We start from the raw sequence: 21,075 nt of genomic DNA, 5'->3' as shown, positions 1-21,075 counted from the left end.
GTGGGTCATGTCGACGTCGCTGGGGTGCGCTACGAGCTGCCGGACGGGCGGGTGCTGCTCGACGACGTCTCGTTCCGGGTCGGCGACGGGGCGAAGGTCGCGCTCGTCGGCGCCAACGGTGCTGGCAAGACCACGCTGCTGCGACTGGTGACCGGCGAGCTCGCGCCACACGCCGGCACCCTCACCCGATCCGGCGGACTGGGCGTGATGCGCCAGCAGGTCGGCCGGGGATCGACCACCGTCGGCGAGCTGCTGCTCTCGGTCGCGCCCCCGCGGGTCCGGGCTGCCGCCGCGGAGGTCGACGCCTGCGAGGTGGCGATGATGGACGTCGACGACGAGCCGACCCAGCTGCGCTACGCCACCGCCCTGGCCGAGTACGCCGATGCCGGCGGCTACGACCTCGAGGTCACCTGGGACGTCTGCACCACGGCCGGTCTCGGCGTGCCCTACGACCGCGCGCGGCACCGCTCGCTGGACACCCTCTCGGGCGGGGAGCAGAAGCGGCTGGTGCTCGAGTACCTCCTGCGCGGGCCCGACCAGGTGCTGCTGCTCGACGAGCCGGACAACTACCTCGACGTGCCCGGGAAGGTCTGGCTCGAGCAGCGCATCCGCGAGTCGGAGAAGACGATCCTCTACGTCAGCCATGACCGCGAGCTGCTCGCCAACACCGCCACCCGCGTCGTCACCGTCGAGCTTGCCAGCGGCGGCCACGGTGTCGGCAACAGCGTCTGGACCCACCCCGGCGGCTTCACGTCCTACCACGAGGCGCGCACGGACCGCTTCGCCCGCTTCGAGGAGCTGCGGCGCCGCTGGGACGAGGAGCACGCCAAGATCAAGGCGCTGGTGCTGAGGCTCAAGATCAAGGCCGAGTACAACGACGGGATGTCGAGCCAGTACCGCGCAGCGCAGACCCGGCTCCGCAAGTTCGAGGAGGCCGGGCCGCCGACCGAGCAGCCGCGCGAGCAGCACGTGGTGATGCGACTGGCCGGAGGCAGGACCGGCAAGCGGGCGGTGGTGTGCGAGGACCTCGAGCTCACCGGCCTGATGCGTCCCTTCGACCTCGAGGTCTGGTACGGCGAGCGCGTCGCCGTACTCGGCTCCAACGGGTCGGGGAAGTCCCACTTCCTCCGGCTGCTGGCTGCTGGCGGGACGCGGCCCGATCGCGAGCACGAGCCGGTCGGCGAGGTCCACATCGAGCCGGTCGCGCACCGCGGGATCGCCCGGTTGGGCGCGCGAGTGCGGCCAGGCTGGTTCGTGCAGACCCATGCCCACCCGGAGCTGGCCGGCCGGACCCTGCTCGACATCCTGCATCGCGGCGACGGCCGTACCGATGGCAGCGGACGCGCCGGCATGGGCCGCGAGGCCGCCAGCCGGGTGCTGGACCGCTACGAGCTGGCCCATGCCGCCGAGCAGACCTTCGACTCGCTCTCCGGCGGGCAGCAGGCGCGCTTCCAGATCCTGCTGCTGGAGCTGTCGGGAGCCACGCTGTTGCTGCTCGACGAGCCGACCGACAATCTCGACGTGCAGTCCGCAGAGGCGCTGGAGGCAGGTCTGCAGTCGTTCGAGGGGACGGTGCTGGCCGTCACGCACGATCGCTGGTTCGCCCGAGGGTTCGACCGGTTCGTCGTGTACGGCGCTGACGGTGGGGTCTATGAGTCGCCCGAGCCGGTGTGGGATGAGCGGCGGGTCGATCGGACGCGGTAGCGCTCTGTGCGGTGAGCGCGGCGGGGGCGTGGGTGGGCGCCCTGGGGTGGGTGGACGCCCTGGGGTGGATGGGCGCCCCGCCGTGGATGGGCGCGTGACGTCCTGGAGGCAGGCCTACCGCCGCGCGCGGCTCGTTCCTCGCCGGCGCGTCGTCCGGCAGCGCCTCTGCGGGCGCCACGCGCCCGTCCACGCCGGGCCGCATCCGCTACCTGGCTCACGGCAGCGCCGGCCCGGACCCGCTACCAGGGCTGACGGCAGCGCCTGAGCAACGCAGTTGCGGTCTATCTGGAAATAAGCAGCGGCCCCGCAGCAAGGAGAGGACTTCGGGGCCGCCTGAGACGGACGGCTCAGGAAGTGGAGGTCGAGGCGTCCGAGTCGAGGGTGATCTGTGCGGTCTTGGTCTTGCCGCTGTGGGTCCAGGTGATGGTGACCTTGTCGCCGGGGCGGTAGGCCCGGATGGTGGCGACCAGGGAGTCGGAGCCGGCGATGACGTGGTCGTCGACCTTGGTGACGATGTCGCCCGTCTTGATCCCGGCGGTGGCCGCGGCCGAGCCCTTGTTGACTGACTTCACCAGGGCGCCGAGCGTGGTGAAGACGTCGGACTCGCTGTCGCCGCCGGAACCGCCGGAACCGCCGGAACCGGAGCCACCGGAGCCGTCCGAGCCGGAGCCGTCGCCCGGGGTGCTGCCGAAGCCGGGGAAGCCGGGGATCAGGCCCTGGGAGCCGTCGCCTTGGGAGCCGTCACCCTGCGAGCCGTCACCCTGCGAGCCGTCGCTCTGACCCTGGGAGCCGGTCGAGCCCGTGGAGGGCACGTCGGCGACCGAGATTCCCAGTCGAGCGTGCGTCGGCGTCTCGCCCTTGATCATCTGATCCATGATCGGCATCACCTCGTCGATCGGGATCGCGAAGCCGAGGCCGATCGAGCCGGCCTCCTCGTCGCTGGAGGAGGTGGTCGAGCGGATCGAGGCGTTGATGCCCACGACGTTGCCGTTGAGGTCGACCAGCGCACCACCGGAGTTGCCGGGGTTGATCGCCGCATCGGTCTGGATGGCGGGGTAGACGGTGGCGTTGCCGTCGCTGTCCGAGCCGACGTTCACCGGGCGGTTGAGCGCGCTGACGATGCCGGAGGTGACGGTCGAGTCGAGGCCGAAGGGCGAACCGATCGCGACCACGCTCTGGCCGACGGCGAGCTGGCTGGACTTGCCGATCGTGGCGGGCGTCAGGTTGGAGACGCCGGCGGCCTTGATCACCGCGGTGTCGGTCAGCGGGTCGGTGCCGACGATGGTCGCGTTGGCCTGCGAGCCGTCGTTGAAGTCGACCTTGATGGTGCCGGTCTTGCCGGCGATCGCGACCACGTGGTTGTTGGTCATGATCAGGCCCTCGGAGCTGATGATGATGCCCGAGCCGGAACCGGCCTCTGTCGAGCCGGAGACCTCGATCTTGACCACCGCGGGGAGCACCTTCTTGGCCACCGCCTCGACGCTGCCCTGAGTGGCGGCGGGCGCCTTCTCGTTGGCGACATTCGAGGTGGTGCCCGACGAGCTGAAGACGCTGCCGCCGCCGGAGTCGTTGTGGTGGTAGAGCGCGGCGCCGGCGTAGCCGGCACCGCCGCCGATCACCACGGCCGCGGCGACCACGCCGGCCACCAGGCCGGCGCTGCGCCGGCGCGGGCGCGCGTTGTGCGCGGGCTTCTCCGCGACGGCGGTGGTGCCGAAGCCGCCGAAGCTGTCGAAGAGGTGCTGGGTCGGCGGAGGCGGCGGCGGACCGGAGGGCCCGCCGAACTGGCCGCCGTAGGGGGAGGGCTGCTGAGCGCCGAAGAGCGGCTGAGTGGACTCGGTCGTCTGCTCGGCGGGCGTCTCGGGAGCCTGCTGCGGGCGCTGCTCGTCGGACTGCTCGCCCGTCGGCTCGCCAGCCGGCCGCTCGTCACCTGACGGAGGAGGGAAGTCGTTCATGTCGTCAACTCTGCCTGTGGTCTCTGATGGTTCCCTGAAAGGCTGCTGCGTGGATCCAAAATCTCGTGTCATCCGTACGAGTCCCTGGACGACCGATGCTTCCACCCTCTCAAAACAGGCAGGATGGCCATCATGCGGACCGCGTCGACCCTGTCCAGGCTCCGGAGCCGGCCACCTTCTGTTCACCTGATCCCGAGAGGGTCCGCGTGTGCCTGACCCGTTGCTGCGCCGTGCCGAGGCTCCACCCTCCCGCACCCTGGTCGACATCGTCCGCGAGACCATTGCCCAGGCCGCGGACGAGCCAGCGCTCGACGCGGCCAACGGCGTCCTCACCTATGCCGAGCTCGAGGAGGCCGCGGAGAGCGTCGCGGTCGAGCTGAACGAGGCGGGCGTCGGCCGCGGGGACAAGGTCGGCGTGCGGCTCGCCAGCGGGACCACCGAGCTCTACACGGCGATCCTCGGGATCCTGTTCGCCGGGGCGGCCTACGTCCCTGTCGACGCTGACGACCCGGACGAGCGTGCCCGGCTGGTGTTCGGCGAGGCCGACGTGGCGGCGGTGGTCGGCAACGACCTGCAGATCGACGTACGGCGCCCGGGAGCGGTGCGGGAGCCCGAGGAGCCGACCCCCGAGGACGACGCCTGGGTGATCTTCACCTCGGGCTCGACGGGGAAGCCGAAGGGCGTCGCGGTGACGCACCGCAACGCTGCCGCGTTCGTCGACGCCGAGTCGCTGATGTTCCTCCAGGCGGATCCGATCGGGGTGGGGGACCGGGTGATGGCCGGGCTCTCGGTCGCCTTCGACGCCAGCTGCGAGGAGATCTGGCTCGCCTGGCGGTACGGCGCCTGCCTGGTTCCGGCGCCGCGTGCCCTCGTGCGCAGCGGCGTCGACGTCGGCCCCTGGCTGATCGCCAATCGGATCACTATCGTCTCGACCGTGCCGACCCTGGTCGCGCTGTGGCCTGCGGAGTCACTGGCGAAGGTGCGCCTGCTGATCATGGGCGGTGAGGCCTGCCCGCCCGAGCTGGCAGCTCGTCTGCAGGCGCCGGGCCGCGAGGTCTGGAACACCTACGGACCGACCGAGGCCACAGTGGTGGCCTGCGGCGCGCTGATGACCGGGGAGGGTCCGGTCCGGATCGGTCTGCCGCTGGCCGGCTGGGACCTCGCGGTGGTCGACCCGTCCACCGGCGAGCGGGTCGCGGTCGGGGCCACCGGCGAACTGATCATCGGCGGCGTCGGCCTGGCCCGCTACCTGGACCCGGCCAGGGACGCGGAGAAGTACGCGCCGATGCCGACGCTGGGCTGGGACCGGGCCTACCGCTCCGGCGACCTGGTCGTGCACGACCCCGAGGGCCTGCTCTTCGGCGGCCGAGCCGACGACCAGGTGAAGCTGGGCGGTCGCCGGATCGAGCTCGGGGAGATAGATTCGGCGCTGCTGCAGCTCCCGGACGTGGTCAGTGCCGCCGCAGCGGTGCGCAAGACCAAGGCCGGCAACAGCCTCCTGGTCGGCTACGTGACGGTCACGGACGGCTTCGACCAGGCCGCCGCGCTCGCCCAGCTGCGCAAGGAGATGCCTGCGGCGATGGTGCCGCGCATCGCGGTGGTGGACTCGCTGCCCACCCGTACCAGCGGCAAGGTCGACCGCGACGCGCTTCCGTGGCCGCTGCCGACCCGCGTCGACGCGCCAGCCGGGCTCACCGAGACCGAGTCGTGGCTCGCCGAGCTGTGGAACGAGGTCCTCGGCGCCGGTGTCACCGACCCGCGCGAGGACTTCTTCGACCTCGGCGGCGGCAGCCTCAGCGCGGCACAGATGGTCAGCCGGATCCGGACGCGCTTCCCCGAGGTCGCGATGGGCGACATCTACGACCACCCGCGGCTGGGCGCGCTGGCGGCGTACCTGGACGCGATGGGCGCCTCCGGCGCGGTCTCGGACCGGGAGATCCCGGTCGTGCCGGTCAAGACTCAGGCCGGCCAGATCGTGGGCGCCCTGCTGGTGCGCTGCCTGGCGGCTCCGCGATGGCTGACCTGGCTGGCTCTGGGTTGCTGGCTGGCGGGTCGCGATGACGCACTGGCGGCGATCGGGCTGCCCGACCCCAGCCCGTGGCTGCTGGTGCCGGCGGTCCTGGTCTTCCTCACCCCGCCCGGTCGGATGTTGCTGGCCGCGGCGGCCGCGCGGCTCATCCTGCGCGGCATCGCCCCGGGCGACCACCCGCGTGGCGGCAAGGTGCACCTGCGACTGTGGCTGGCCAGCCACGCGGTGGACGAGCTCGGCGCGCACGGGTTGGCAGGTGCGCCGCTGATGACCTGGTACGCGCGGCTGCTCGGCGCCCGGATCGGCGACAACGTCGACCTGCACAGCCTGCCGCCGGTCACGGGCATGCTGCGGCTGGACCAGGGCGCCTCGATCGAACCCGAGGTCGACCTCTCCGGCTACTGGATCGAGGGCGACGTGGTCCATCTCGGCCAGATCTCGGTCGGCGCCGGTGCCCGGGTCGGCGCCAGGTCGATGCTGCTGCCCGGAGCCGACGTCGGCGCCGAGGCCGAGATCGGCGCCGGGTCGGCGGTGTTCGGGGCGGTGCCACCCGGTGAGTACTGGTCCGGGTCGCCCGCCGTGCGCGGCAGCCGCTCCGCCCGAGGGCCCTGGGAGGCGCGGGTGCACCGCTCACGACTCTGGGTGGGCCTGTACGCCGCAGCAGCGGTCGTGCTCGCCCTCTTGCCCGCGGTGGCGATCGGCGTCGGTGTGCTGTCGGCCGTGGGACTCGCCGGCAGGCCGACGTCGCTCGGCGACGTGGGTGCGCTGCTGGCCTGGAGCCCGCTCGCGGTGCTGATCGGTTACCTGACGCTCGCCGTGCTCGTCTTCGTCACGGTCCGGCTCGCCGGCACGCTGATCAAGCCCGGCGTGCACGCGGTGCGCAGCATGTCCGGCCTGTCGGTGTGGGCGACCATGCGCGTCCTCGACGACGCCCGGACCTGGCTGTTCCCGCTGTACTCCTCGATGCTCACCCCGCTGTGGCTGCGGGCGATGGGGGCGCGGATCGGGCACGACGTCGAGGCCTCGACCGTGCTGATGATCCCGCGGCTCACCCAGGTCAACGACGAGGCGTTCCTCGCGGACGACACCCTGATCGGGGGCTACGAGCTGCACGGTGGCTGGGTGCGGGTCGAGCGGGTCAAGATCGGCAAGCGCGCGTTCGTGGGCAACTCCGGCATGGCGGCGCCGGGTCGCAAGGTGCCGAAGGCGTCGCTGGTCGCGGTGCTCAGCGCCGCGCCCCGGCGGAAGAAGGCACATGCCGGTGCCAGCTACCTGGGCTCGCCGCCGGCGCCGTTGCGGCGTACTGCTGCCGAGACGGACTCGGGGCGTACCTACCGGCCGCCGCTGCGTCTGAAGGTGGCTCGTGCGGTGATCGAGGTCTGCCGGCTGGTGCCGGCGACCCTCGGTGCCCTGCTCCCGTCCGCGGTCGGGTATCTGATCATCCGGCTGTGGCACGCCACCGATGTCGTGGTCGCACTGGTGCTGATAGGGCCGCTGCTCGCGCTCGCCGGTGCCGTCGCGGCCGCGATCACGGTGGCTGCCAAGTGGCTGCTGGTGGGCCGGATGCGGCCGGGCACGCACCCGTTGTGGAGTTCCTTCGTGTGGCGCAACGAGCTGACCGACACGTTCGTGGAGGTGCTGGCGGCGCCGTGGTTCGCCTTCGCCGTGGCGGGGACGCCGGTGCTCAACCTGTGGCTCCGGCTGATGGGCGCGAAGATCGGGCGCGGCGTCTGGATCGAGACGCACTGGCTGCCGGAGACCGATCTTGTCGCGCTCGGCGACGGCGCCACCGTCAACGCCGGCACGGTCGTGCAGACCCACCTGTTCCACGACCGGATGCTCGCCCTGGACACCGTCACGCTGCGCCGCGGCGCGACGCTCGGCCCGAACTCGGTGATCCTGCCCGCGGCGACGCTCGGGCGGCACAGCGTCGTCGGCCCGGTCTCCCTGGTGATGCGGGGTGAGTCGCTGCCGGACAAGACGCTGTGGATCGGAAATCCGATCGGCCCCTGGGCCGAGTAGGTCCAGGGGCCGATCGAGGCGGTGCGATCAGTAGATGACGTAGGCGTCAGCAGCGCCCGCGTAGCCACCGCTCGAGGGCAGCACGACGACGAACTTCGTGCCGGGCTTGCCGTGGATGTGCTTGGTCCACTTGCCCTTCTTGTTGGTCTTCACGGTGAACCACTTCTTGTACTTGTGGCCCTTCTTGATCTTGAAGTGCAGCTTGAGCTTGGAGGCCGGCTTGACCGTGCCCCACATCTTCAGGCCCTTGTGCTTGATGGTGAGCTTGCGGGCCACCGGGGCGATGACCGGCTTGCTGATCGAGGATGTGTACGTCTCGTCATAGTCATTGGTCGTCTTGTAGCCGCTGTAGACGATGCGGTAGGCGGTGCTGATCGTCGGCTTGAGGCCGTCGAAGTCGGCATAGGACGGGTTAGTGGACGTGGCGATGGAGGTCCACCTCGTGTACGGGTAGGGCGCAGCCTGGAGCGTGACGGTGCCGTTGTCGACATACGACCCGTCGGTCGCGCTGACCCGGCCGTAGATGCTCACGGTATCGGAGGTGCCGTACGTGATGGCGCCGGAGATCGGCTGGATTGCGCTGGTGGTACCCGAGGAGGCCGGAGCGGCCTCGGCGGCCTCGCCGGAGGCGATCACGGCGACGGGGGTCGCCAGCAGCGCCAGGGCAGCGACCCTGGCAACGGTCTTGCGGAGGTTCATGGGTGTCCTCGTCCGGTCTGTGGTCGGTTGTGCTCTACCTTCCCTGAAGAAACGTCGGCAAAACCGTTTCGTGACGTCGGCCTCGGTAACCTCGGGGCGTCATGACTTCGCTGCCGACCGCCGACCCGTACCTGCCCGGCCACGGCGATCCGTCCTGGAGCGCCACCCACTACGCCCTCGACCTCGACTACGACCTGGTCAGCAACAGGCTGGCCGGCACGGCCGTGATCCAGGCCGTCGCCGATGAGGACATCACCCGCGTCGTTCTCGACCTGGCCCACCTGCAGGTGCAGAAGGTCACCGTCGACGGCAAGGCACCGGCGAAGTGGGCTCACCGCGACCACCGCCTCGTGCTGACGCTCAAGCGCGAGGTGCGCTCGGGCCAGGCGTTCGCCGTCCAGGTCAAGTACGCCGGGCGCCCGCGTCCGGTGGTGCTCGCCCCGCACGGGGACGCCGGCTGGGAGGAGCTCAGCGACGGCGTCATCGTGGCCGGTCAGCCGCACGGGGCGCCGTCGTGGTTCCCGTGCAACGACCGGCCGGACGACAAAGCGCCGTACTCGATCTCGGTGACGGCCGCGCAGAACTACACCGTGGTCGCGAACGGCGCCCTCGTCGGTCGCACCCGGCGGGGGAGCGGGGAGACCTGGCGCTACGAGCAGGACGAGCCGATGGCCTCCTACCTGGCCACCGTGCAGATCGGTCGCTATCGGCTGGTCGAGGACGACGGTGACGGGATCCCGATCCTGGGCGCGGTGCCGGAGGGTGCGATGGCCGGCTACACCCGCTCCTTCGGCCGCCAGCGCGAGATGCTGGACTACTTCAGCGAAGCGTTCGGGCCCTACCCGTTCGGGCGCTACACCGCCGTGATCACCGACGACGCCCTCGAGATTCCACTCGAGTCGCAGTCGCTCTCGACCTTCGGCCGCAACTACCTCACCGGCCGGTGGGAGGAAGTGCGGCTGGTCGCCCACGAGCTGGCGCACCAGTGGTTCGGCAACGCCGTCACGCTGCGGCAGTGGAAGGACATCTGGCTGCACGAGGGCTTCGCGTGCTACGCCGAGTGGCTGTGGTCCGAGGCCGGCGGCTACGAGTCGTGCGACACCCACGCCCGTCGGCACCACGCCCGGCTGGCGCGGCTGGGCAAGGACCTGGTCCTGGCCGACCCCGGCCCGGCGATGATGTTCGACGACCGGGTCTACAAGCGCGGAGCGCTCACCCTGCACGCGCTGCGCCTGACGGTCGGTGACGAGACGTTCTTCCGGCTGTTGCGCACCTGGGTGGCGCGGCACGACGGCGGCACGGTGACGACCGCGGACTTCGAGGCGCTGGCCGCCGAGGTCGTTGGCACCGACCTCAGCGGGCTGTTCGACGCCTGGCTCCGGGGGCTCCCGCTGCCCGCACTGCCCTGATCCGGAGCCCTCCGAGCTAGCGCAACACCTCACCGGGCGGCACGTCCTGGGCGATCAGCTCGGCCCGCCTGTCCAGCTCCGCGCGCAGCTGCCGAGCAGCACCGGAGTCGGGGCCGAACGTCTCCGCCGCCGCGGTCTCGACCTGCCGCGCCACCTCGGCATGCGCGTCGCGCACGGCCTGGAGGATCTGCCGGGCCAGGCTCTCGCCGTTGCGATGGCCCAGGTCGCGGGGGAGCTCCAGCCCGACCAGCGAGCCGGTCGGGTCGACGGTGACACGCAGGCCGCCCACCCCCGCCGTACCGCGCATCCGGTCGACGCCCTGCCGGAATGCCGCGGCGGCACGCGCGCGCTCGGTCGCCTCGCGGGTCTGGCGGTCGAGGGCGGCGAGCGCGTCCTCCGCGCTGTGGTAGGTCATGCCGGGACGCTACCCAGGCACGGCATACTCCAACCATGGGACGCATCGGTGAGGTCGTCGTACGGGTCAGGCCGGCGCTGCGGTTCGGTGGGGCGCTGGGCGTCGGCATCTTCGCAGTCGGGATCTGGTGGGGTGCGGTGGCCGCCGTCGCGACCGGCGAGGCCGACTGGCCGATCCGGTCGATGCATCCCGGCACCTTCGGTGTGGTGGTGCTGTGGGTGATCCTGATCCCCGTCGGCATCGGCATCAGCTACCTGGCGCTGTTCCTGCTGTTCCAGAAGCAGACGTTCGGCGCCGACGGCGCCACCGTGCGCAAGGTGGTGCGGACCTGGCGGCTGCCCCTGGCATCGCTGACCAAGGTCGAGTTCCAGGGCTACAGCATCCACACCGGTACGGCGCAGCTGCCCGCGCAGCGCCTGCTCGTGCACAGCGACGCCGCTGGACGCTACCCGCTGCGTGCGTTGCTGCAGGGCGGCCTGACGCACGTGAACGAGGCCTTCGAGGTGGTCGAGGGGTGGGTCCGACTGCGCCCGGAGCTCGTCCGCGGCACCAATGCCGAGGGCTACTTCGTCGAGCGCGGCGTGCTGACGTCACGCTCGGGCGACGTACCCGACCAGTCCGTCTAGACCGGCTACTCCTCGTTCGCGTAGTAGTTGCCCGAACCGATCAGGCCCTCGACGATCGGGTCGCGCGGGAACTCCGTCTTCACCGTCTCCCCGAGCCGGTCCTTGAGCCGGTCGGCCGGGGTCTGCTCCTTCTGGTGCTTCGGCTCGTGCGGCGCAGGCGGGTCGCTCTGCTCGTGGCTACCGGGAGCGTCGGACTTCGCATGCTGCGGCACGTGGTCGCTCGCGGGCGCGTGACCCCCTCCGCCGTGGGCGGAGGTGTGCGGCGCCGCAGCGTGCGCCGACTGGTGCGGGTTCAGCCACGGCGCGGTGTGGTCGCCGCGGGCGGCGTGGGGATGGAACAGGTCGAGGAAGTCGCGGCCCTTCCCGACCGCCTTGTCCAGGTCGTTGACGAGCTTCTCCAGGGCCTTCATCGAGGTGACCAGGTCGTGGATCATGCCGCCGAGCTCGCTGGTGATCTGGGCGACCCGGGTGGAGATCTGCTCGATCACCCAACCCGTCGCGAGGCCGAGGGAGAGGAACTCCTCGGCGGCCCAGCTGATGATGGCGCCGACCAGCTGTGCGAGCGCGTCGCGCACGGTGGTGTGGACCACCTCGACGATCATGCTGGCGTACTTCAGACCACCGGCCGTGCCCTCGCAGGCCTTGGCCAGCGCCTCGATCGAGTCGGCGAACTCGGTCATCTTGGCGATGTAGGCCGAGAGCGCCTCGCTCGTCTGGTCGCTGAGGTCGCTCTCCAGCCGGGTGCGGACGAACTCCGCCTCCCCGGAGAGCCGGCCGGCGATGTTCTCGTAGGTCTTCGCGAACGCCTCGACCTGGCCGGGGTCGCCGACCAGCTCGTCGAACCAGGTCTTCACCGGGTCCAGGTGGTCGATCGCCCAGCCCAGGCCCGCGCCGATCAACGAGCCGATCGGGTCCGAGACGGTGGCGGCCAGGTCGAAGGTGGTGCCCACGCCGGTCAGACCGACGGCCAGCCAGCTGCCCGAGGAGAGCTCGCCGGACAGGGTGACGACGTCGTCGAGCAGGAACGTGCCCGCGGTGGCTGTCGGCTGCTCCTTGTCCGCGACCAGGGGGTTGCTCACGGCATCAGCCTGTTGAGCGAGGCGGCGATCTCGACGTCGGTGTCGCGCATGTCGTCGGCAGCCCAGTCCAACGCGTCGTGCGCGTTGTCCAGGGCGCGGCCGGCGGCTCGGATCGCACCCGTCTGGGTGGGCATCAGCGAGCTGAACACCGGCGGCACCCAGGCGCACATCTTGCCGAACGAGTCGCCGCTCAGCGTCACCGTGGCGGCGGCGTCGGCCGCCTGATCGACCGAAGCGGCGGCTGTCGCGATCTTGCCGGCGTGGGTGCGGAGCTGGTCGTGGTCGAGCTTGATCACCATCGCGTCTCCTCCGAGGGGGTGCGCGCCTCCTACCCGGCACGTCGCGGAGGTAAACAAGCCCACGAGCGAGCGTCGCTCAGCCGCGCCGCCAGATCGCCAGCCGGTGATGGAAGGAGAAGTGCGGGTTGAGGTGGACCGGGTCGCCGGTGTGCACTCGCTCGAAGCCGTCGAGCACCGCGTCCATGTCCTCGGGCCGGTAGGACCAGGGTGGGCCACCTTCGGACGGCGGATGGTCGATCGGGAAGACACCGCTGGCCAGCAGCCCGCCGGGTCGCACCAGGGCCGCGGCGAGCACGCCGACCTGCCGACGCAGCGCGGGCGGGAGGGCGCAGAAGAACGTGTGGTCCCACAACAGGTCCACCTGGCCGCCCGTCTGCGCCAGCACGAAGTCGGGGTCGAGGGCATCGCCCAGGACGAAGCGCACGGCGGGGTAGTGCTCGGTGGCGTAGCCGACCGCGGTGGGGGAGAGGTCGACCACGGTGGTGGCCCAGCCGGCGGCCGCCAGCGCAGCCGCGTCGTGGCCCCGGCCGGCGCCGGGCGCGAACGCCGAGCCGGCCTCACCGAGGAGGCCGGTGGCCAGCGCGTCGGTGAGCAGCGGGATCGGGCCGCCCTGGTCCCAGGGCGTGTCGCCGGCGACGTACCGGGCCTCCCAGTCGACCTCGCTCACGATGCGTGCTCGATCGGCAGGCCGAGTCCGGCCAGGGCGAGGCGCAGCGACGCGGCGTCGGTGAAGTGGATGCCGTGCATCCCGACCGCCTCGGCCGCGGAGACGTTCTCGACCCGGTCGTCGATGAAGACCAGCTCCTCGGCTGGCAGACCGCTGCGCTCGATCGCGAGCCGGTAGATCGTCGCATCAGGCTTGGCCAGCCCCTCGGTCCCCGAGACGACGATGTCGTCGAAGAGCGCAAGGAAGTCGAAGCGCTGCGGTGCGTGGTCGTGGAACAGCTCGTCGGACCAGTTCGTCAGCCCCAGGAGCGGTACGCCGGCGGAGTGCAGGTCGCGCAGGACCTGCGCCGTACCGGGGATCTCGCCGACCAGCGCGTGGTCGAAGTGGGTGCGGTAGGCCTGGCCGTGCCGTAGGAGGTGCGGATGGCTGGCCTCGAGCTCGAGCAGGGCGTCGTCCCAGCTTCGGCCGGCGTCCTGGGCGTGGTTCCAGGAGGCGAAGTCGAACTCGGCGAAGAACCGACGCGCCTCCTCCTCCCCGACTCCTGCGGCGACGGCGGGCACCGGGTCCCAGTCGATCAGGACGCCGCCGAAGTCGAAGACGACCCCGAAATGCACCTCGACAGGCTCGACGTCCGTACGTCGAGCCTGTCGAGGCGTGCTGCTCATGGCGTCGGTGCTCAGGCCCAGCGCTGGCTGGCGGGGGTGAAGGTGAGCTGGCGGTCGCCGGTGTAGATCTGCTTCGGGCGAGCGATCTTCTGCTCCTTGTCCGTGGTCAGCTCGAGCCACTGGGCCAGCCAGCCCGGCGTGCGGCCGATCGCGAACAGGACGGTGAACATCTCCGGCGGGAACTGCAGCGCCTCGTAGATCAGGCCGGAGTAGAAGTCCACGTTGGGGTAGAGACGACGCTTGACGAAGTACTCGTCCTCGAGCGCGATCTTCTCCAGCTCCCGGGCGATCTTCAGCAGCGGGTTGACCCCGGTGACCTCGAAGACGTCGTCGCAGGCCTTCTTGATCAGCTTGGCGCGCGGGTCGTAGTTCTTGTAGACCCGGTGTCCGAAGCCCATCAGGCGCTCGTTGCCGTTCTTGACGCCCTCGATGAACGCTGGGATGTTCTCCACCGACCCGATCCGCTTGAGCATCCGCAGGACCGCCTCGTTGGCACCGCCGTGCAGCGGGCCGTAGAGGGCGCCGACGCCGGCCGCGACGGCCGAGTAGGGGTCGACCTGGGTCGAGCCGACGGCGCGCACGGCGTTGGCCGAGGCGTTCTGCTCGTGGTCGGCGTGCAGGATGAAGAGCGTGTCCAGTGCCTTCTCGATGCGCTCGTCCGCGGCGTACCGCGGCTCGCTCATCTTGAAGAGCATGGAGAGGAAGTTGCCGGTGTAGGACAGCTCGTTGTCCGGGTAGACGTACGGCTTGCCCTGCGCGTGCCGGAACGCCCAGGCGCCCAGCGTCGGCATCTTGGCGATCATCCGGATGATCTGCAGACGACGGTTCTCCGGGTCGCCGATGAGGCTGGCGTCGGGGTAGAACGTCGACATGGCGCCGACCGAGGCCATCAGCATGCCCATGGGGTGCGCGTCGTAGCGGAACCCCTGCATGAAGCCCTTGATGTTCTCGTGCACGAAGGTGTGGTAGGTGATCTCGTGCACCCAGTGCTCGAACTGCTCCTTGGCGGGCAGCTCGCCGTGGACGAGGAGGTAGGCCACCTCGAGGAAGCTGGAGTTCTCCGCCAGCTGCTCGATCGGGTATCCCCGGTATTCGAGGATGCCCTTGTCGCCATCGATGTAGGTGATGGAGGAACGGCACGAAGCGGTGTTCACGAACCCGGGGTCGTAGACGGCCAAGCCGGGTGCGTCATCGGCAGCCTTGATGTTCCCGATGTCGGCAGCGCGGATGGTGCCGTCGATGATCGGGACGTCGTACTCCACCCCGGTGCGGTTGTCACGCACGGTGAGAGAATCAGTCACGGAAGTCAACGTTAACCGGAGTGGTTGACAACCTGTAAGCCGGTGTCCCAACAGGTGGCGCGTTCCACACCTCTCCCAGGGGTGACCTCTCCCAGGCGTGCGTACGACGTTTTGACCGTCTCGGAGCGCCCGCGTAGCCTTGTCCGGTCGTGATTCCTGCCGCTCCCGCGAGGGGGCAGCCCGGTCCCGTCGCTCGCCGAGTCTCTCGATGCGCGATGGGGGAGCCGGCCGTGTTCGTCAGATTCGCGATGAGGCACCACCTCCGAGGCAACCGTCCCGGAGGCCGAACGAACGAAGAGGCACACCCGTGCGCACTTACGCTCCCAAGCCCGGCGACATCGAGCGCGCCTGGCACGTGATCGACGCGACCGACGTCCGTCTGGGCCGTCTGTCCGTCCAGATCGCGAACCTGCTCCGCGGCAAGCACAAGGCGATCTACGCCCCCAACGCCGACACCGGTGACTTCGTCATCGTCATCAACGCCGAGAAGGTCTCCCTCTCCGGAGACAAGGCGACCACCAAGGTCGCCTACCGCCACTCGGGCTACCCGGGCGGTCTGACGGCGACCCCGATCGGCGAGATCCTCGAGAAGGACGCTCGCAAGGCGATCGAGAAGGCCGTGTGGGGCATGCTCCCGAAGAACAAGCTCGGTCGGCAGCAGCTGAAGAAGCTGAAGGTCTACTCGGGCCCGACGCACCCGCACGAGGCCCAGAAGGCCGTTCCGTTCGAGATCAAGCAGATCGCCCAGTGAGCCAGGACCAGGACATGACTGAGAACACCGTGAACACCGCTGAGGGCGAGGTCGAGGAGACCTTCGAGACCAACGCCGAGGGCGTTGCCTACACCTCCGAGTCCGACGCGTCGGCCGAGACGCCGGCCCGCCCGGCCACCATCGCGCCGGCCCGCGCCACCGGCCGCCGCAAGGAGGCCGTCGCCCGCGTCCGGATCGTTCCGGGCACCGGCAGCTGGACCATCAACGGCCGCTCGTTCGAGGACTACTTCCCGAACGCGCTGCACCGTCAGATCGCCAGCGAGCCCTTCGCCGCGCTGCAGCTCGAGGGTCGCTTCGACGTCATCGCCCGCATCCACGGCGGCGGCATCGCCGGCCAGGCCGGTGCGCTGCGTCTCGGCGTGGCCCGCTCGCTGAACGACGTCGACAACGAGACCAACCGCCCGGTCCTGAAGAAGGCCGGTCTGCTGACCCGCGACGCCCGCGTCGTGGAGCGCAAGAAGGCCGGTCTCAAGAAGGCCCGCAAGGCGTCGCAGTTCTCGAAGCGCTGATCGAGTAGTTTCCGCCATATGGCACGCCTTTTCGGCACGGACGGGGTCCGGGGCCTGGCGAACGGTGAGGTTCTCACCGCGTCGCTGGCCCTGGACCTCTCCTTTTCCGCGGCCCGGGTCCTGCTCAACCACCGGGAGTACCAGACCCAGCGGCCCTCGGGTCGCCCGATGGCGGTGGTCGGCCGCGACACCCGCATCTCGGGAGAGTTCCTCCAGGCCGCGGTGATGGCCGGTCTCGCCTCGGCCGGCGTCGACGTGATCGACCTCGGGGTCATCCCCACGCCGGGCATCGCCCACCTCACCGACGCCATGGGCGTCGACCTCGGTGTGGTGATCACCGCCTCGCACAATCCGATGCCCGACAACGGCATCAAGTTCCTCCAGCGCGGCGGCGTGAAGCTCGACGACGCCCTCGAGGACGAGATCCAGGCGCTGCTCGGCAAGCAGGACGGCCGCCCCACCGGTGGCGAGGTCGGCCGGATCAGCTCCCACCCCACTGCGGTCCAGGAGTACGCCGCCCACCTCAACCGCACCCTGACCAAGCCGCTGGCCGGGCTCACCGTCGTCATCGACTGCGCCCAGGGCGCGGCCTCGGAGTCGGCGCCGCTAGCCCTCGAGAACGCCGGCGCGAAGGTCATCGCGATCCATCACACGCCGACCGGCCTGGACATCAACGAGGGCTCCGGCGCCACCCATGTCGAGGCACTGCAACGCGCCGTCGTCGAGCACGGCGCCGACTGCGGCTTCGCCTTCGACGGCGACGCCGACCGTTGCATCGGGGTCGACCACCAGGGCGCGATCGTCGACGGCGACCAGCTGATCGCCATCATGGCGGAGGCATTGCAGGCGCAGGGCCGGCTGCCGCACGACACCGTCGTGGTCACCGTGATGAGCAACCTCGGGTTCCTTAAAGCCATGCAGGAGCGCGGCATCTCCGTGAGGCAGACCGCGGTCGGCGACCGCTACGTCTGCGAGGAGATGCGAGCCGGCGGCTTCGGGCTCGGTGGTGAGCAGTCTGGCCACATCGTCATGTCCGAGCACGCAACCACCGGCGACGGCACGCTCACCGCACTCCAGGTGCTGCAGCGGATGGCCGAGACCGGTCGCTCGCTCGCCGATCTGGCCACGGTGATGACCCGCTTCCCGCAGGTGCTGATCAACGTCACCGGCGTGGACAAGGCACGCACCGACGACGCCGAGCTGCTGGCAGCGGTGGAGGCGGAGGAGAAGGAGCTCGGCGACGCCGGCCGGATCCTGCTGCGCGCCTCCGGCACCGAGCCGTTGGTGCGCGTGATGGTGGAGGCCGAGACCCAGCAGCGCGCCCAGGACGCCGCCGACCGCCTCGCCGACGTCGTCCGCCGTAGGCTGTCGCTCGGCTAGTCTCCGGCATCGGCTGCCGGAGCGTTCGTCGGACGTTTCGGGGGTCGGATGAGGCGGGTCGTGTGGGTGCTCGGCGTCCTCGCCGTGCTCGCCGTCGCACTCAGCGCCACCCTGGCCGCCACTGTCTCACCTTCGTCGTCACGACAGTGGCTCGGCGCCTACGGCGTCGAGGTGGCCGTGCCCGGCACGGGCTGGCGGCTCGAGCCGTCCTCGTCGGCGATCGAGTACGCCGCGGACGCGCAGGTGCGCGCCCCGGCAGTGCTCGACAGCGGCTTCTGCCCGTCCTCCGCGAGCAGCAGCCGCGCGTTCGTCGGGCTGCTGGCTCCCGCGCCCGGCACCGTCCCTGAGGTGCTGACCCGCCAGCTCCGCACCTGGGCGGCGGCCGTCGGGTCGGCCGCGATCCGGGTGCCCGTGGTGAGGGAGTCGCGTGCTGACCTCGACGTACCCGTGCCGGTGGGGCCGTGTGCCCCGACAACCGCTCACCTGACCCTGGTGGGCCGCAACACCGCCGCCGGCGTGGTGGTGCTGGTCCTCGTCCGGGATGTGGGCGAGCCCGGTGACCTGACCGCAGCGGCGGCTGACGCGATCGTCGCCTCGCTCAGACCTGTTTCTCGCGCCGGACATTCCTGACTCCCGTGCGTCCGCGTCAGCACCGCCTAGGGTGCACGCATGAACCTGTCTCGGACCTGGCTGCGACCTGTCGTCGCGGCCCTCTTCGTCGTCGGCCTGAGCGCCGGCCTCACCACGCCGGCCGGAGCCTCCGCGGCTCCGAGCACCGCCGTGGACCCAACGTCGCTGCCGACGGGTGCCGCTCCAGGCATCGCGTGGGTGCGGGGCAAGACGCTCATCCAGCCGCAGCGGCCGAACATCGCCCTGCACGGCCCCAACCCGCAGGCGTTCTTGCATGCCAAGGGCGGCTACGTCGTCGAGTCCATCAAGGACGCCGGTGTGCGCCACCGGCTGCTGTTCGTCAGCTACGCGGGCAAGAGCAGGGTCATCGCCACGAAGAGCGCGTACGCCGCCGACATCGTCTCCGCCAACGGTCGATGGCTCATCCTCAGCAGCGACGTCGATGCCACCGGTGTCGCCCGCAAGCAGCACGTGCGGATCGTGCGGATCAGCGACGGGCGCACCGTGGCCACCCGGACCTTCCCCGGTAGGTCCAACGTGATGGCAGCCGGGAAGGGCAAGATCCTGGTGCACGAATCGACCCGAACGGTCTCATGGGATGTGGCTCACCGCCGGGTGAGCGTGCTGGCCAAGACCGCCGCGCCGGCCAGGCTGGAGACGACCATCGCGCTGCCGGCGAGCTTCGGCGCGAAGCTCTTCGTGGCGCGCTCGGGGAGGAAGGACCAGGTCCGTCGGCTCGGCGACCACCGCCTGCTGTGGAGAACGAGCACCGACGAGTACGTGCTCTCCTTCTCGCCCGACGACCGCCGTGTGGTGACGGCGACGAACCTCACCTCCGAGGGTGCGCCGTGGCCGGCGGCCCAGGTGCTGCGCGTGCGGTCGGCCCGGACCGGCCGGGTGCTGCGGGAGTTCAGCGGCAGCTTCGGCATCGAGCGCGGCGTCCAGCCCGTGTGGGAGGACTCCGACGCGCTGCTTCTGCACGTCGGCGGCAAGGGCGTACCCGTCGATCCCGAGGGGGACATCGGCTACCCCGACAAGTCCCTGGTCCGATGCACGACCTCGACCGGTGCCTGCGATCTCGTGGCGAACCTGCGGCTCTACGGCGTGCCCGTCACCTTCATGCAGCACAAGAGCAACTGACCGCGGGTGAGGCCGCGCACGGCGCGGCCTCACTTCGGGCGATAGGGTCCAAGCCATGTCCGGCCTCGATGATCTGCTGCTCCCCGAGGGGAGCAGGATCGTCCACATCGGTCCCCACAAGACCGGCACGACCGCCATCCAAGGTGCCTTCGCCGACGCGCGCGACGGGCTCGGCGCGCACGGCGTCCACTATCCCGGCGACGCCTGGCAGGTCTACCGCCCGGCGCTCGCGCTGACCGGCACGTCCGGCCACCGCGGCACCGGCGCGGTCGATCCGGAGGCGTGGCCGAGGCTCGTGCGTGAGATCGAGCAGTACGGCGAGGATCGCGTCCTGATCAGCTCGGAGTCCTTCAGCCGGGCGGCGCCGGACCGGATCGCGCGGCTGCGCGACGACCTCGGTGCCGACCGGGTGCAGATCGTGCGGATGATCCGGCGCTACGACACGCTCCTGCCCTCGTTGTGGCAGCAGCGGATCGTCGACGGCTACGACCGACATTGGCAGCGTTACGTCGGCAGGCCGCTGAACGCGCCGGACGGCCAGTTCTGGGATCGGTTCGGCTTCGCCACCCTGACCCGACAGTGGGCCGAGGTCGTCGGGGCGGACCGCGTGACGGTCGTCGTGGTCAACGAGTCCGACCGCGGCTGGCTGCTGCGCGTGATGGAGCGGCTGACGGGCCTCCCCGACGGGTTCCTGGTGGCGGGCGGCGACGCGCGGTACCAGAACCGCTCGCTGTCGTGGGCCGAGGCCGAGATGATCCGCCGCCTCAACGTGGAGTTCAACGCGCGCGGCTGGTCCGACGCTGCCTTGCGGCACTATCTGCGCTTCGGGGTGAAGCGGGCGCTCAAGCCGTTCGCCGCCGACCGTGCCGAGGGCAAGCCGCGGGTGTCTCCCGGTCGCTACGAGCAGGTCGAGGAGATCACCCGGCGCGACTGGACCGAGCTGCAGTCCCTCGGTGTCCGGGTGGTCGGCGAGCTCGACTGGCTGTTGCCGCCGCGGCACGACGGCCCCGAGCCGCAGGCCCCGACGGCCGCAGATCCGGCCGCCCGGGGGCCGCTGCTGCTGGGCGTGCCGAAGGTGGTCGCCGCGGCATCGGCGATCGTCGAGCGTGCCCAGCTGTCGGACACACCCGCCCTCGGCCCGGACCCGGACCTGCGTGTGCCGGCGGCGGCGGCCGATGCCGGTGCTGCGCCCGATGCCGGCGCTGCGCCGGAGACCGAGGTGCCGGCCCCGCCATGGCGCTGGCGGCGTCGGTCGCCGACCCGGACGGTGGTGCTCCCGCCGCTCGACCAGGCCCTCCTCGCGTGGGAGCGACACCTGGCCGCCGGCGGCAGCGAGGAGCTGTCTGCGCTGCTGGCGAGCGTGGACGTCGCCTGTCCCACCGCCGGCACGGTCGTCGTCGGGACCGCTACCGCGCGGTCCTACGACGAGCTGGCCGCGGTGCGTGCGATCGCAGCCGAACACCCTCGGTACGCCGCGACGGCACTGGCCTGGATGAGGGCCGCGGAGCACGAGCCGTCCCGCGCCGTACCGGACGAGGTGGCGGCCTGGGCGCAGGAGCGCGCCGCCGAGATCAGGGTCGCGGTGCAGCGCCATCGGCTCGAGGTCGAGGGCGACCTGGCCGCGCTCGATCCACCCGGTACGCCGGCGGGCGCTGTGCCGCAGGTGGCCGCCGCCAGCGCCGGCCTGCTGCTGGCCGGGCTGGTCGCCGCCAGCCAGCAGGAGAGCCAGCAGGAGAGCCAGCAAGCCGGCGAGCAGGAGAGCCGGCGCCGCTAGCGC

At 71.0% G+C, this 21,075-nt stretch carries 18 protein-coding genes; 10 read left to right on the top strand and 8 right to left on the bottom strand.

What is annotated here, in order from left to right; translation table 11 throughout:
- The gene (locus H036_RS0100530) at positions 1–1,704 is read left to right on the top strand and encodes an ABC-F family ATP-binding cassette domain-containing protein (RefSeq protein ID WP_017932811.1); all 1,704 of its coding nucleotides are present in this window, start codon (positions 1–3) and stop codon (positions 1,702–1,704) included.
- Positions 1,705–2,051: 347 nt separating this feature from the next.
- On the opposite strand, the gene H036_RS21355 is transcribed toward H036_RS0100530, so the two are convergent.
- Positions 2,052–3,656: a S1C family serine protease gene (locus tag H036_RS21355; RefSeq protein WP_017932810.1), complete on the bottom strand. Its 1,605-nt coding sequence runs from the start codon at positions 3,654–3,656 to the stop codon at positions 2,052–2,054.
- Positions 3,657–3,864: 208 nt separating this feature from the next.
- Between H036_RS21355 and H036_RS0100520 the strand changes: the two genes are divergently transcribed.
- Positions 3,865–7,707 carry a Pls/PosA family non-ribosomal peptide synthetase gene (locus tag H036_RS0100520; protein WP_017932809.1) on the top strand — a complete coding sequence of 1,281 codons (3,843 nt, stop codon included), beginning with the start codon at positions 3,865–3,867 and terminating at the stop codon, positions 7,705–7,707.
- A 27-nt stretch (positions 7,708–7,734) separates the two neighbouring features.
- Here the strand turns inward: H036_RS0100520 and H036_RS0100515 are convergent, their stop codons facing one another.
- The gene (locus tag H036_RS0100515) at positions 7,735–8,406 is read right to left on the bottom strand and encodes a hypothetical protein (RefSeq protein WP_017932808.1); all 672 of its coding nucleotides are present in this window, start codon (positions 8,404–8,406) and stop codon (positions 7,735–7,737) included.
- Between the two features lie 101 nt (positions 8,407–8,507).
- Here H036_RS0100515 and H036_RS0100510 point away from each other — a divergent pair, with 101 nt between their 5' ends.
- Positions 8,508–9,815 carry a M1 family metallopeptidase gene (locus tag H036_RS0100510; protein WP_017932807.1) on the top strand — a complete coding sequence of 436 codons (1,308 nt, stop codon included), beginning with the start codon at positions 8,508–8,510 and terminating at the stop codon, positions 9,813–9,815.
- Between the two features lie 16 nt (positions 9,816–9,831).
- Here H036_RS0100510 and H036_RS0100505 read toward each other — a convergent pair whose 3' ends face one another.
- A complete protein-coding gene (locus tag H036_RS0100505; RefSeq protein ID WP_017932806.1) occupies positions 9,832–10,230 on the bottom strand; it encodes a YbaB/EbfC family nucleoid-associated protein in 399 nt (132 codons plus the stop codon).
- Between the two features lie 35 nt (positions 10,231–10,265).
- Between H036_RS0100505 and H036_RS0100500 the strand changes: the two genes are divergently transcribed.
- Complete coding sequence (locus H036_RS0100500; RefSeq protein ID WP_017932805.1) at positions 10,266–10,856, top strand: hypothetical protein; 591 nt, start codon at positions 10,266–10,268, stop codon at positions 10,854–10,856.
- Positions 10,857–10,861: 5 nt separating this feature from the next.
- Here H036_RS0100500 and H036_RS0100495 read toward each other — a convergent pair whose 3' ends face one another.
- From H036_RS0100495 to H036_RS0100475, 5 genes are all read right to left on the bottom strand, one after another.
- Entirely contained in the window at positions 10,862–11,935 is a 1,074-nt protein-coding gene (locus H036_RS0100495) for a hypothetical protein (protein ID WP_026145683.1), read from the bottom strand.
- A complete protein-coding gene (locus H036_RS0100490) occupies positions 11,932–12,234 on the bottom strand; it encodes a type VII secretion target (protein ID WP_017932804.1) in 303 nt (100 codons plus the stop codon). Before H036_RS0100490 ends, H036_RS0100495 begins: the two co-directional genes overlap by 4 nt.
- Positions 12,235–12,310: 76 nt before the next feature.
- The gene (locus tag H036_RS0100485; protein WP_017932803.1) at positions 12,311–12,901 is read right to left on the bottom strand and encodes a methyltransferase domain-containing protein; all 591 of its coding nucleotides are present in this window, start codon (positions 12,899–12,901) and stop codon (positions 12,311–12,313) included.
- Entirely contained in the window at positions 12,898–13,566 is a 669-nt protein-coding gene (locus H036_RS0100480; RefSeq protein WP_051068567.1) for an HAD family hydrolase, read from the bottom strand. Before H036_RS0100480 ends, H036_RS0100485 begins: the two co-directional genes overlap by 4 nt.
- 11 nt (positions 13,567–13,577) lie before the next feature.
- Complete coding sequence (locus H036_RS0100475; protein ID WP_036487077.1) at positions 13,578–14,867, bottom strand: citrate synthase; 1,290 nt, start codon at positions 14,865–14,867, stop codon at positions 13,578–13,580.
- 307 nt (positions 14,868–15,174) lie between these two features.
- Between H036_RS0100475 and rplM the strand changes: the two genes are divergently transcribed.
- Genes rplM through H036_RS24095 form a run of 6 tightly spaced genes read left to right on the top strand, consistent with a single transcriptional unit; the run spans position 15,175 to position 21,072 of the window.
- The gene (gene rplM, locus H036_RS0100470; RefSeq protein ID WP_017932800.1) at positions 15,175–15,618 is read left to right on the top strand and encodes a 50S ribosomal protein L13; all 444 of its coding nucleotides are present in this window, start codon (positions 15,175–15,177) and stop codon (positions 15,616–15,618) included.
- A 14-nt stretch (positions 15,619–15,632) separates the two neighbouring features.
- The gene (rpsI, locus tag H036_RS0100465; RefSeq protein ID WP_026145681.1) at positions 15,633–16,148 is read left to right on the top strand and encodes a 30S ribosomal protein S9; all 516 of its coding nucleotides are present in this window, start codon (positions 15,633–15,635) and stop codon (positions 16,146–16,148) included.
- Between the two features lie 18 nt (positions 16,149–16,166).
- Entirely contained in the window at positions 16,167–17,528 is a 1,362-nt protein-coding gene (gene glmM, locus H036_RS0100460) for a phosphoglucosamine mutase (protein ID WP_017932798.1), read from the top strand.
- Between the two features lie 48 nt (positions 17,529–17,576).
- Complete coding sequence (locus H036_RS0100455) at positions 17,577–18,158, top strand: hypothetical protein (RefSeq protein WP_157416914.1); 582 nt, start codon at positions 17,577–17,579, stop codon at positions 18,156–18,158.
- A 39-nt stretch (positions 18,159–18,197) separates the two neighbouring features.
- Positions 18,198–19,298 (top strand): hypothetical protein, encoded by a 1,101-nt coding sequence (locus H036_RS0100450; RefSeq protein WP_017932796.1) that lies wholly within the window; start codon positions 18,198–18,200, stop codon positions 19,296–19,298.
- Between the two features lie 55 nt (positions 19,299–19,353).
- Positions 19,354–21,072 (top strand): hypothetical protein, encoded by a 1,719-nt coding sequence (locus H036_RS24095; RefSeq protein WP_017932795.1) that lies wholly within the window; start codon positions 19,354–19,356, stop codon positions 21,070–21,072.
- The last annotated feature ends 3 nt before the right edge of the window (positions 21,073–21,075 follow it).

The sequence above is a fragment of the Nocardioides sp. Iso805N genome, from assembly GCF_000364605.1.
GTDB lineage: Bacteria > Actinomycetota > Actinomycetes > Propionibacteriales > Nocardioidaceae > Nocardioides.
The sequence above is the reverse complement of the archived record's forward strand: the minus strand, read 5'-3'. Positions and strand labels throughout refer to the sequence as shown.